9 protein-coding genes are annotated in these 11,955 nt (G+C 59.2%); 8 read left to right on the top strand and 1 reads right to left on the bottom strand.

Annotated elements, in window-relative coordinates:
• Nucleotides 1-56: 56 nt before the first annotated feature.
• The 5 genes from proX (at nucleotide 57) to emrB (ending at nucleotide 6,418) form a co-directional block, all read left to right on the top strand.
• Entirely contained in the window at nucleotides 57-1,052 is a 996-nt protein-coding gene (gene proX, locus C2E16_RS16310) for a glycine betaine/L-proline ABC transporter substrate-binding protein ProX (RefSeq protein WP_084971346.1), read from the top strand.
• A gap of 196 nt (nucleotides 1,053-1,248) precedes the next feature.
• Nucleotides 1,249-2,433, top strand: a complete 1,185-nt coding sequence (locus tag C2E16_RS16315; RefSeq protein ID WP_104951576.1) for an MFS transporter — start codon at nucleotides 1,249-1,251, stop codon at nucleotides 2,431-2,433.
• A 569-nt stretch (nucleotides 2,434-3,002) separates the two neighbouring features.
• Nucleotides 3,003-3,536 carry a transcriptional repressor MprA gene (gene mprA, locus C2E16_RS16320; RefSeq protein ID WP_038624577.1) on the top strand — a complete coding sequence of 178 codons (534 nt, stop codon included), beginning with the start codon at nucleotides 3,003-3,005 and terminating at the stop codon, nucleotides 3,534-3,536.
• A 156-nt stretch (nucleotides 3,537-3,692) separates the two neighbouring features.
• Nucleotides 3,693-4,868 (top strand): multidrug efflux MFS transporter periplasmic adaptor subunit EmrA, encoded by a 1,176-nt coding sequence (gene emrA, locus C2E16_RS16325; RefSeq protein WP_038624575.1) that lies wholly within the window; start codon nucleotides 3,693-3,695, stop codon nucleotides 4,866-4,868.
• 14 nt (nucleotides 4,869-4,882) lie between these two features.
• On the top strand, nucleotides 4,883-6,418 hold the full coding sequence (gene emrB, locus C2E16_RS16330) for a multidrug efflux MFS transporter permease subunit EmrB (protein WP_084971273.1): 1,536 nt from the start codon (nucleotides 4,883-4,885) through the stop codon (nucleotides 6,416-6,418).
• A gap of 274 nt (nucleotides 6,419-6,692) precedes the next feature.
• Here emrB and C2E16_RS16335 read toward each other — a convergent pair whose 3' ends face one another.
• On the bottom strand, nucleotides 6,693-7,817 hold the full coding sequence (locus C2E16_RS16335; protein WP_084971275.1) for a tRNA/rRNA methyltransferase: 1,125 nt from the start codon (nucleotides 7,815-7,817) through the stop codon (nucleotides 6,693-6,695).
• 201 nt (nucleotides 7,818-8,018) lie between these two features.
• Here C2E16_RS16335 and trxC point away from each other — a divergent pair, with 201 nt between their 5' ends.
• From trxC to C2E16_RS16350, 3 genes are all read left to right on the top strand, one after another.
• Nucleotides 8,019-8,438 (top strand): thioredoxin TrxC, encoded by a 420-nt coding sequence (gene trxC, locus C2E16_RS16340; protein WP_104951577.1) that lies wholly within the window; start codon nucleotides 8,019-8,021, stop codon nucleotides 8,436-8,438.
• A gap of 79 nt (nucleotides 8,439-8,517) precedes the next feature.
• On the top strand, nucleotides 8,518-9,219 hold the full coding sequence (locus tag C2E16_RS16345) for a tRNA-uridine aminocarboxypropyltransferase (RefSeq protein WP_084971277.1): 702 nt from the start codon (nucleotides 8,518-8,520) through the stop codon (nucleotides 9,217-9,219).
• 34 nt (nucleotides 9,220-9,253) lie between these two features.
• Nucleotides 9,254-11,917 (top strand): bifunctional acetate--CoA ligase family protein/GNAT family N-acetyltransferase, encoded by a 2,664-nt coding sequence (locus C2E16_RS16350; protein ID WP_038624569.1) that lies wholly within the window; start codon nucleotides 9,254-9,256, stop codon nucleotides 11,915-11,917.
• Nucleotides 11,918-11,955 lie beyond the last annotated feature (38 nt).

Consider the following 11,955-nt stretch of genomic DNA (forward strand, 5'->3'; position numbering starts at 1 on the left):
CCGGCGGCGCCCCGCTGCGCCGCCTTCCTGACAAACCAACACCACGAGGACTCGCTATGCGTATAAGCGCTATTCTGGCCGCCGCCCTGACGACGCTGGCCGCCGCACAGATTTCCGCCGCCGATCTGCCGGGCGCCGGCATTACCGTCAAGCCGGTGCAGAGCACCATTTCCGAAGAGGCGTTCCAGACGCTGCTGGTCAGCCGCGCGTTGGAGCAGCTGGGCTACCGCGTCGAGAAGCCCAGCGAGGTCGATTACAACGTCGGCTATACCTCGCTGGCCTCCGGCGACGCCACCTTCACCGCCGTGAACTGGCAGCCGCTGCATGACGATATGTATAACGCCGCTGGCGGCGACAAAGCCTTTTACCGCCAGGGAACCTACGTGACCGGCGCGGCGCAGGGCTATCTGATCGATAAAAAAACCGCCGAGAAATATCACATCACCCGCATCGATCAGCTAAAAGATAAAAAACTGGCGGCGCTGTTCGACGCCAACGGCGACGGCAAAGCGGATATGACCGGCTGCGCGCCGGGCTGGGGCTGCGAGACGGTGATCCTGCACCAGAACCAGGCGTTCGGCCTGAGCCAAACCGTCGAGCCGAATATGGGCAACTACGCGGCGATGATGGCTGACACCATAGCTCGCTATAAACAGGGGAAACCGATCCTTTACTACACCTGGACGCCTTATTGGATCAGCGATGTGCTGGTGCCGGGCAGAGATGTGGTCTGGTTACAGGTGCCGTTCTCCTCGATGCCAGGCGCGCAGAAGGACGTCGACACCCAGCTTCCCAACGGCGCCAACTATGGCTTCCCGGTCAACACCATGCATATCGTCGCTAACAAAGCCTGGGCGGAGAAGAATCCGGCGGCGGCGCGTCTGTTCGCTGAGATGAAGCTGCCCATTACCGATATCAATGCGCAGAATGCGCGCATGCACCAGGGGCAATCTTCAGAACAGGCGATTAATGCCCACGTCGATGGCTGGATAAAGGCCCATCAGGCGCTGTTTAATAAATGGATTGAAGACGCAAAATCTGCTGCGCAGTAAGCATTTTCAGGTTAATGAAACGGGCGACAAATGTTGCCCGTTTTTTATTATTTGCCGTGCAGCGCCAGCCGGATCGGGCGTTGCATACGGTGAGAACGTAAAGGGAACTGGTATGTCCTGTTAAATGCGTCCAACAATGAAATAGTTTTTTGGGTTATTATTAGCCGCGACGATTTATCAACCACGCTTATTGCTTATGAATTCAACGACACGCGGGCTAAGTCCGATGCTGGTCGCCCTGATGTCCGTCGCCACCGGTCTGGCGGTTGCCTGCAACTATTACGCCCAGCCCCTGCTGGAAACCATTGCCCGCAGCTTCGATCTGTCGGTAAATCAGGCCGGTTTTATTGTCACCACGGCGCAGCTCGGTTACGCCGCCGGTTTGCTGCTGCTGGTGCCGCTGGGCGATCGCCTGGAGCGCCGCGGCCTGATTGTCGGCATGAGCCTACTGGCGGCGGGCGGCATGGTAATTACCGCGCTCTCCACGCAACTGAGCATGATGCTGCTGGGCACCGCGTTGACCGGCCTGTTTTCCGTGGTGGCGCAGCTGCTGGTGCCGCTGGCCGCCACTCTCGCCGCCCCGGAAAAACGCGGCAAAGTGGTGGGCACGGTCATGAGCGGCCTGCTGCTCGGTATTTTGCTGGCGCGCACCGTGGCCGGCGCGCTGGCGCAGCTGGGCGGCTGGCGCGCGGTGTTCTGGGTGGCGAGCGTGCTGATGGTATTGATGGCGCTGGCGCTGTGGCGCGGCCTGCCGCGCTATCGCCAGACGGTCGATCTCAGCTACCCGCAGCTGCTCGGCTCTATTTTCCGTCTGTATGCCAGCACGCGCGTGATCCGCACCCGCGCGATTATCGGCTGCCTCTCTTTCGCTAACTTCAGCGTGCTCTGGACATCCATGGCCTTTCTGCTGGCCGCGCCGCCCTGGAACTATACAGAAGGCGAAATCGGCCTGCTGGGCCTGGCGGGCGCAGCCGGCGCGCTGGCGGCGCGTCAGGCGGGCTCGCTGGCGGACAGAGGCAAGGCGCGCCTGACCACGACGATCGGCCTGCTGCTGATGCTGGCCTCATGGGGATTGACCGCGCTGGGCGCGCACTCCCTGCTGGCCCTGATCGCCGGGATTATCCTGCTCGATCTGGCGGTACAGGGCGTACATATCACCAACCAGAGCGTGATCTACCGCCGTCTGCCTGAAGCGCGCAACCGGCTGACGTCGGGCTATATGACCAGTTATTTTATCGGCGGCGCGGCAGGCTCTCTGCTCTCCGCCACAGCTTATCATTTCGCCGGCTGGTATGGCGTCTGCGCCGCAGGAACGCTATTAACTTTGCTTAATCTGTTAAGTTGGTGGGCGGGCTACCGTCATGAAGATCACAATAATTGACGAGCGATGTGTAAATAGCGTTTTTTTTCAGTAGTGGCGGGCTATAAAGCAGTTCTTCACTCTGGTATGGTTAGCGGTGAATTTGTTCATTTTAGTTATTTTTTCATAAGCAATTAGTTAGGTTATAGAAAGAGTACGGCAGGAAAGCGGGATGAAGCAGCCTGATTGCAAGCTTTATTAACCGTCCTGGTTCATTAGCGCCAGGCATGTTTTAACCGCTATCTGCGCGCGGTTTCTCAGGTTTTCGCGCTCGCCTGGTTTCCCTCAGGGAAGGCAAGCGAGCCAGCAGCCTGAACAACGGCGCGTCGATTTTGCATTTAACGGTTGTCGGCAAGCGACCGCGCGCAGCAGGACCAGCGCGCCACTGACCCGCTTTGCCGCGAGACGATCGTTGAATGAAACCCAGGCGGCCTTAGTCGGGCTGTCCGACCTTTCGGTTTATGGAGTGAGCCGGAAATTTTAGATGGTGGCGTTGCGATTGCATGAGCGATCCCTGCTGGTAACGATGTTTATGCCTGTTTCGTCATCACCATTACTATACCAGTTGCAACTAATGAGGTTCCTTTAAGATGGAAAGTTCGTTTACTCCCATTGAACAGATGCTGAATATTCGCGCTACTCGTCACAAAGATTTCCCGCTCCAGGAAATCATGCTGACGCGTCTGTGCATGCATATGCAGAGCAAGCTATTGGATAATCGCAATAAAATGCTGAAAGCTCAGGGGATTAACGAGACACTGTTTATGGCGTTGATTACGCTGGACGCGCAGGAAAATCAGAGCATCCAGCCTTCAGAGCTGAGCGCGGCGCTGGGATCTTCCCGCACCAACGCGACGCGCATTGCCGACGAACTGGAAAAGCGCGGCTGGATCGAACGCCGCGAGAGCGACAACGATCGCCGCTGCCTGCATCTGCATTTGACGGAAAAAGGCAACGCCTTCTTGCGTCAGGTGCTCCCGCCGCAGCACCAGAGCCTGCAGTATCTCTGGTCTTCCCTCAACAACAGCGAAAAAGCGCAGCTGGAAAGCCTGACGCGCAAGCTGCTGAATCGTCTTGATCAAATGGACGAAGAGGAAGTCATTTCCTCCCTCTCACACCAATAGCAATTCCTGCGACACAATCACGCTCAGAAATCGATATCTTAATTCCCTTTTATCCATGCCAGCGCCTGTTTCGCTGGCATTTTAGGCTCGGGCCACTGCGTACAGGGAGCGACGCACCCCGAAATACGTGTATACGTGGAAAACGTGGAGAGAATCATGAGTGCGAACGCGGAAACGCAACACCCGCAACAGCCCGCCAATAAGAAGAAAAAACGTAAAGGCGCGTTAATTTTTCTGGCCGTTCTGTTTGTTCTGATTGGCGTCGCTTATTTGATTTACTGGGCGCTGGTGCTGCGCCATTTTGAAGAGACTGATGACGCCTACGTGGCGGGCAATCAGGTACAGATCATGGCGCAGGTGAGCGGCAGCGTAAACAAGGTCTGGTTTGACAATACCGACTTTGTGAAAAAAGGCGACGTGCTGGTGACGCTGGATAAAACCGATGCGGAGCAGGCGTTTGAAAAAGCGCAGACTGCGCTGGCCACCAGCGTGCGACAGACGCATCAGATGATGATCAACAGCAAGCAGTATCAGGCCTCCATCGCCCTGCAAAAAACTGCCCTTGCGCAGGCGGAAGCGGACCTCAAACGCCGCGAACCGCTGGGCGCCTCTAACCTCATCGGCCGCGAAGAGTTGCAGCACGCGCGCGACGCCGTCGCCACGGCGCGGGCGCAGCTTGATGTCGCCGTTCAGCAATACAACGCCAACCAGGCGATGATTCTGGACACCTCGCTGGAAAACCAGCCGGCGGTGAAACAGAATGCCGCCGCGCTGCGTGACGCCTGGCTCGCCTTGCAGCGTACCGACATTCGCAGCCCTACCGATGGCTACGTCTCCCGCCGCAGCGTGCAGGTCGGGGCGCAAATCTCTACCACCACGCCGCTGATGGCCGTAGTGCCCGCTACCGGTGTCTGGGTAGACGCTAACTTTAAAGAGACGCAGCTGGCGGGCGTGCGCATCGGCCAACCGGCGACGGTGGTGAGCGATATCTACGGTGACGACGTGGTTTATCACGGCAAGGTCGTCGGCCTGGATATGGGCACCGGCAGCGCCTTCTCGCTGCTGCCGGCGCAGAACGCCACCGGCAACTGGATCAAAGTGGTGCAGCGCCTGCCGGTGCGTATCGAGCTGGATCCGAAGGAAGTGGCCGCGCATCCGCTGCGCATCGGTCTCTCTACGCTGGTGAAAGTGGATACCAGCAATAAAGAGGGCACGGTGCTGGCGTCTCAGGCGCGTCAGTCGCCCGCCTACCAGAGCGATGCGCTGGCGATCGATCTGGCGCCGGTCAATAAGTTAATCAGCGATATTATTCGCGCCAATGCGAACGAATAACGCAGGAGAGGGTTATGGCACAAAAACCGCTTGAAGGCGCTCAGCTGGTTCTGATGACCATCGCGCTGTCGCTGGCGACCTTTATGCAGGTGCTGGATTCCACCATCGCCAACGTGGCCATACCGACCATTGCCGGCAACCTGGGCGCCTCCAACTCACAGGGCACCTGGGTGATTACCTCTTTCGGCGTGGCGAACGCGATTTCGATCCCGATCACCGGCTGGCTGGCGAAGCGCATTGGCGAGGTGAGGCTGTTTGTGTGGTCCACCATCGCCTTTGCGCTCGCCTCTTTCCTGTGCGGCGTGGCGAACAGTCTCACTACGCTGATTCTGTTCCGCGTGATTCAGGGTCTGGTAGCCGGGCCGCTGATTCCGCTCTCGCAGAGTTTGCTGTTGAGCAACTATCCGCCCGCTAAACGCAGTATCGCCCTGTCGCTCTGGGCGATGACGGTGGTGGTCGCGCCGATCTGCGGCCCAATCCTCGGCGGCTGGATCAGCGATAACTACCACTGGGGCTGGATTTTCTTTATCAACGTGCCTATCGGCATTGTGGTGACGATCCTGACGTTACAGACGCTGCGCAACCGGGAGACCAAAACCGAAATTCGACCGATCGATACCGTGGGGCTGGTGCTGCTGGTGGTAGGCATCGGCGCGTTGCAGATCATGCTGGATCGCGGGCGCGAACTCGACTGGTTCAGCTCGACCGAAATTATCGTATTAACGGTGGTGGCGGTGGTGGCGCTCTCGGTGCTGTTTGTCTGGGAGATGACCGACGATCACCCGGTGGTGGATTTGACGCTGTTTAAGTCGCGCAACTTTACCATCGGCTGCCTGTCGATCAGCCTCGCCTATATGCTCTACTTCGGCTCTATCGTGCTGCTGCCGCAGCTGTTGCAGGAAGTGTACGGCTATACGGCGACCTGGGCGGGGCTGGCTTCCGCGCCGGTGGGAATTTTCCCGGTGATTTTGTCGCCGATTATCGGCCGCTTCGCCCACCGCATCGATATGCGCAAGCTGGTGACCTTCAGCTTTATTATGTATGCCGTCTGCTTCTACTGGCGCGCCTGGACCTTCGAGCCGGGAATGGACTTCGGCGCGTCGGCATGGCCGCAGTTCATCCAGGGACTGGCGGTGGCCTGCTTCTTTATGCCGTTGACCACCATTACGCTATCGGGGCTGCCGCCGGAGCGGCTCGCCGCAGCGTCCAGCCTGTCGAACTTCTTGCGTACCCTGGCAGGCTCGATCGGCACGTCGATCACCACGACGATGTGGACCAACCGCGAATCGATGCACCACAGCTATTTCAGCGAATCGATTACGCCCTACAGCAGCAATGCGCAGGAGACCTATCGGCAGCTGGAGCAGTTAGGCATGAGCCAACAGCAGGCGTCAGGCTATATCGCGCAGCAGATCACCAATCAGGGGCTGATTATTTCCGCTAACGAGGTGTTCTGGCTATCGGCGGGGATTTTCCTGATGCTGGTAATCACCATCTGGTTTGCGCGCCCGCCCTTTAGCTCCGGCGGCGGAGGCGGCGGCGCGCACTGATCGAACCTTTTACGCCAATGCTAAGGCGCAGAAGGTTCGGGCAGAAGCGTAAAGCGTCCCGCGCCAGGGAAGGCGCGGGCCGAGCAGTCAGGGATGACGGATTGCGTCTTTACGATCGGACCGAACCTTCGGCGCAGGCACCTGCGCCAATGTTAAGGCGCGGAAGGTTCGGGCAGAAGCGTCCCGCGTCAGGGAAGGCGCAAGCGCCTGTGGTTCAGGCATAAAAAAACGGGCTAACGCCCGTTTTTCTTTTTTTGAATCTTGCTGAATCAGCTTAGTGGTTCTGTCGCCACCACTCCGCCAGCAGAACGCCAGTCGCTACCGACACGTTCAGGCTTTCGACCTTGCCGGTGCCGTCAATCGAAACGCTCATATCGCCCTGCTTCATGGCGGATTCGGTCAGGCCGTCGCTCTCCTGACCCAGCACCAGCACCATCTTCGCCGGCAGTTTCGCCTGCGTCAGCGGCGTACTGCCTTTGTGGCTCGAGGTCGTCACGATGGTGTAGCCCGCTTTGCGGAACGCTTCCAGCCCTTTAACGAAGCTCTCGGCGCTCAGCGCCTGCACATGCTCCGCGCCGCCTTCTGCGGTACGCACCGCCGCGCCCGATTCCAGCACCGCCGCGTCGTCCACCAGCAGGCCTTTCACGCCGAAGTGCGCGCTGCTGCGCATAATGCCGCCGATGTTGTGCGGGTTGCCGATATTCTCCAGCGCCAGCACGCAATCCTGCTCGCGATCCGTCGCCAGCCATTCGCTGACCGGGGTGCCCACGCGTTTTTTAATCAGGAAGCAGACGCCGCCGTGATGCTCAGTGCCGGACGCTTTTTCCAGCTCCGCCTCTTCCACAACGTGGTAAGCCTTGCGGTTGGCTGCCAGCCAGCGCAGCGCATCGCGGAAACGCGGCGTCACGCTCTGGACGAACCAGGCGCGCACGATGCATTCAGGACGGCTCTGGAACAGCGCCTGGCAAGCGTTCTCGCCATATACGCGCGTCTCTTCCATACGCTGACGACGCAGCTGCTCAGGATCGATATAGCTCTTGCCGCTGATGCCGCCGTGATCGGGCTTGGCCTCTTCGCCCGGCGCGCGGGATACGGTGCGCCACGGCGAATCGCTGCGCGGCTGCGCGTCGCGGTCGCCACGGAAATTGTTGTCGCGGGCGCTGCGGCCGTTACGTTCGTCGCGTCCGCCACGGTTATCGCGGCTGTCGCGACCATCACGTCCGCCACGTGCGGCGCTGTCAGACTGGCGGGATGGACGACGGCTCCCTTCCTGGCGGTCAGCGCCGGGCCTGCTGCCTTTGCCCGTCCGGGGATTTTGTCCGCGTTTGTCACCATTATCTTCACCGCGAACATACATCACTTTGACTTTGCCGCTTTTACCTTTGAATTCGTCGTTCATCTGTTCCTCCACCTGCTGAGCGCGAAGCGCGAAGATTACCTGAAGCATGGGTTGTATGCCATCAACTTCCGCTAAAAGTCGCTAACTATTATATTCATTGAGCATTCCATGTTGTCGCTCAATCCGGGCCGATTGATAATTAAGCTTACGCAAAAAATTAGCGGCTCAGTAAGCCGTTAACGATAAACCCTGAGGTGATAAATGAATACGGTATGTGCATCCTGTCAGGCAACGAATCGCGTTCCGGAAGAGCGCATTGCCGATGGCGCAAAATGCGGCCGCTGTGGCAGCGAGCTGTTCGATGGCGAAGTGATTAATGTCACCACCGCCACGCTGGACAAATATTTGCAGGATGATCTGCCCGTCGTGGTCGATTTCTGGGCGCCCTGGTGCGGTCCCTGCGTGAACTTTGCGCCTGTTTATGAAGATGTCGCCGACGAGCGCAGCGGTAAGGTGCGTTTCCTGAAAGTGAACACGGAAGCGGAGCCGGAACTCAGCGCACGCTTTCGCATTCGCAGCATCCCGACCATTATGCTGTTTAAGCAGGGCCAACTGGTCGATATGCTGAACGGCGCAATGCCGAAAGCCCCGTTTAACGAGTGGCTGGACGAAGCGCTCTGATCTTTGCGGCTGGTGACGCCAGCCGCACTCCATTTCCCGCCCGCTTCCCGCTACAATGGCGTTTTTGCCAGTGCATCTTATGACTCATAACGCCGTTTTACGCCTGCGCGCCGAGCGCCTGGCGCGCGCCACCCGTCCCTTTTTAGCGCGAGGCAACCGCGTTCGCCGCTGCCAGGGCTGCCTGCTGCCGCAGAAACTTTGCCTGTGCGCCAACATCACCCCTCATCAGGCGCGCAGCCGCTTCTGTCTGGTGATGTTCGATACCGAGCCAATGAAGCCGAGCAATACTGGCCGTCTGATCGCCGATATCCTGCCGGAGACGCTGGCCTTTGGCTGGTCGCGCACTGAGCCAGACCCAGCGTTGCTTGAAGCAGTAGCAAATACTCACTATCAACCGATGGTGGTATTTCCTGAGTCCTATGCCGACCAGGGCCGTCCGGTGTTGAACCAGCCGCCAGTGACCGGCAAGCCGCCGCTGTTCATTATGCTGGACGGCACCTGGACCGAAGCGCGGAAAATGTTTCGCAAAAGCCCCTGGCTCGACGGGCTGCCCGTTATGTCATTACAGCTTACCGCCCCTTCCGCCTATACGCTGCGCGAAGCGCACGGGCCTGGTCAACACTGCACCGCCGAAGTGGCGGCAGCGCTGCTGCGCCAGGCGGGCGATACGGCGGCGGGCCAGGCGCTCAGCGATCACTTTATGCTGTTCCGCCAGCGCTATCTGGCGGGAAAACCACATCATCCAGCCCACCTCACGGCAGAAGAGGCGGAAAGCGTTTAGACTCTGAACGACTTAGGGGTTTCAGGAGCGGGAAATGAGCCAACGTGGACTGGAAGCGCTGTTAAGACCGAAATCCATCGCCGTTATCGGCGCCTCGGTAAAGCCGGGGCGCGCCGGCTATCTGCTGATGCGTAATCTGCTGGCGGGCGGCTTTAGCGGCCCGGTGCTGCCCGTCACGCCGAAATATAAGGCGGTTTCCGGCGTGCTGGCCTGGCCAGATATCGCCAGCCTGCCTTTTGCGCCGGAACTGGCGGTGATCTGCACCAACGCCAGCCGCAATCTGGCGCTGTTGCAGGAGCTGGGCGAGAAAGGCTGTAAAGCCTGCATCATTCTTTCCGCGCCGGAAAGCCAGCTGGAAGCGTTGAAAGCGTGCGCCAGCCGTTGGCAAATTCGTCTGCTTGGTCCTAACAGCCTCGGCCTGCTGGCGCCGTGGCAGGGCCTTAACGCCAGCTTTTCGCCGGTACCTATCCTGAAAGGCAAATTGGCCTTTGTGTCACAGTCCGCCGCCGTCTCCAATACCATTCTCGACTGGGCGCAGCAGCGGCAACTGGGCTTCTCCTGGTTTATCGCGCTGGGCGACAGCCTGGATACCGATATCGACGACCTGCTTGATTTCCTGGCGCGTGATGGCAAGACCAGCGCCATCCTGCTCTACCTGGAACACCTGAGCGATGCGCGCCGCTTTGTCTCCGCCTCGCGCAGCGCCTCACGCAATAAGCCTATTCTGGTGATCAAAAGCGGCCGCAGCCCGCAGGCGCAGCAGCTGTTGAAAACTCACGCCGGGCTCGACGCCGCCTGGGACGCCGCCATTCAGCGCGCAGGTCTGCTGCGTGTACAGGATACCCATGAGCTGTTTTCCGCCGTGGAAACGTTGAGCCATATGCGGCCCCTGCGCGGCGAGCGACTGATGATCGTCAGCAACGGCGCCGCGCCCGCCGCGCTGGCGCTGGATGCATTGCAGGCACGCAGCGGCAAACTGGCGCGTCTCAGTGAAGAGACACTGAACGCGCTCAGGGCGCAGCTGCCGACAGAGATCGTTCCCGGCAATCCACTCGATCTAAAGGACGACGCCACCCCGGAGCGCTACCTGCAGGCGATTTCCCTGCTGCTCGACAGTCATGAGCTGGATGCGCTGATGATTATCTACGCCCCCAGCGCCGTTGCACCGGCGACGAAAACCGCCCTGCGACTGATTGAACGGATTAAGCAACATCCACGCGGCAAAACGCTGACGCTGCTCACTAACTGGTGCGGGGAATATTCTTCACAGGAGGCGCGGCGCGCGTTCAGCGATGCGGCGATCCCGACCTATCGTACGCCGGAAGGCGCGGTGACCGCCTTTATGCATATGGTGGAGTACCGGCGCAACCAGAAACAACTGCGCGAAACGCCTGCCCTGCCCGCCACGCTGAAGCAGGATACCGCGTACGCCCATCAGCTTATTCAGCAGGCGCTGAACGAGGGCGCCACTCGCCTGGACACCCATGAGGTGCAAGCCATCTTACAGGCCTATGGCCTGACGACGCTGCCCACCTGGATCGCCGGAGATAGCGCGGAAGCGGTGCATATCGCCGGACAGATCGGCTATCCAGTGGCGTTGAAACTGCGATCGCCGGATATTCCGCATAAATCGGACGTACAGGGAGTCATGCTCTATCTGCGTACCGCCAGCGAAGTGCAGCAGGCGGCGAATGCGATTATCGATCGCGTGAAGCTGACCTGGCCGCAGGCGCGCATTCACGGGCTGCTGGTACAGAGCATGGCGAACCGCGCCGGGGCACAGGAGCTGCGGATTGTCGTTGAGCAGGACCCGCTTTTCGGCCCGGTGATCATGCTGGGCGAAGGAGGCGTCGAATGGCAGGCGGATCGTCACGCGGCGGTGGCGCTGCCTCCGCTCAATATGACACTGGCGCGCTATCTGGTGATTCAGGCGATTAAAAGCGGCAAGATCCGTGGACGCAGCGCCCTGCGACCGCTGGATATTGCGGCGCTAAGCCAGGTGCTGGTGCAAGTCTCCAACCTGGTGGTGGATTGCCCGGAAATCGAGCGGCTCGATATCCATCCTCTGCTGGCCGCCGGTGACGAGTTTACCCTGCTGGATGTGACGCTAACGCTGGCGGCGTTCAACGGCGTGAATGAATCGCGCCTGGCTATCCGCCCTTACCCGCATACTCTGGAAGAAAGCGTCACCCTTAAAAACGGCGAAACCTGCCTGTTCCGGCCGATTTTGCCGGAGGATGAACCGTTGCTGCGGCGTTTTATCGCCCAGGTCACTAAAGAAGATCTCTATTATCGCTACTTTAGCGAGATCAATGAGTTTACCCATGAGGATTTAGCCAATATGACGCAAATCGACTACGATCGAGAAATGGCTTTCGTGGCGGTGCGCGAGCAAGGCGGCGAAGCGGAGATTATCGGCGTGACCCGCGCCATCTCCGATGCGGATAATACCGACGCCGAATTCTCGGTGCTGGTGCGATCGGATCTAAAAGGAGTAGGTCTGGGCAGACGGCTGCTGGAAAAGATGATTGTCTATACGCGACATCATGGTCTGCAACAGCTAAATGGCATTACTATGCCTCGTAATCAAGGCATGATTACCCTGGCGAAGAAGCTGGGATTCAGCGTGGATGTGCAGCTGGAAGATGGTATTGTCAGTCTGCGCCTGCCTCTTAAGTACGCTGGCGAGCAACATTAACGGCGAGATCGCTCTTTAGGCGTAGTTAATGTTAATAT

This window comes from Mixta calida (assembly GCF_002953215.1).
Lineage (GTDB): Bacteria > Pseudomonadota > Gammaproteobacteria > Enterobacterales > Enterobacteriaceae > Mixta > Mixta calida.

Bases quoted from the DNA above. Each gene is read 5' to 3' on its own strand.
- proX (WP_084971346.1), top strand. From the start codon at position 57: ATGCGTATAAGCGCTATTCTGGCCGCCGCCCTGACGACGCTGGCCGCC.
- C2E16_RS16315 (WP_104951576.1), top strand. From the start codon at position 1,249: ATGAATTCAACGACACGCGGGCTAAGTCCGATGCTGGTCGCCCTGATG.
- emrA (WP_038624575.1), top strand. From the start codon at position 3,693: ATGAGTGCGAACGCGGAAACGCAACACCCGCAACAGCCCGCCAATAAG.
- C2E16_RS16335 (WP_084971275.1), bottom strand. From the start codon at position 7,817: ATGAACGACGAATTCAAAGGTAAAAGCGGCAAAGTCAAAGTGATGTAT.
- C2E16_RS16350 (WP_038624569.1), top strand. From the start codon at position 9,254: ATGAGCCAACGTGGACTGGAAGCGCTGTTAAGACCGAAATCCATCGCC.
- mprA (WP_038624577.1), top strand. From the start codon at position 3,003: ATGGAAAGTTCGTTTACTCCCATTGAACAGATGCTGAATATTCGCGCT.
- C2E16_RS16345 (WP_084971277.1), top strand. From the start codon at position 8,518: ATGACTCATAACGCCGTTTTACGCCTGCGCGCCGAGCGCCTGGCGCGC.
- emrB (WP_084971273.1), top strand. From the start codon at position 4,883: ATGGCACAAAAACCGCTTGAAGGCGCTCAGCTGGTTCTGATGACCATC.
- trxC (WP_104951577.1), top strand. From the start codon at position 8,019: ATGAATACGGTATGTGCATCCTGTCAGGCAACGAATCGCGTTCCGGAA.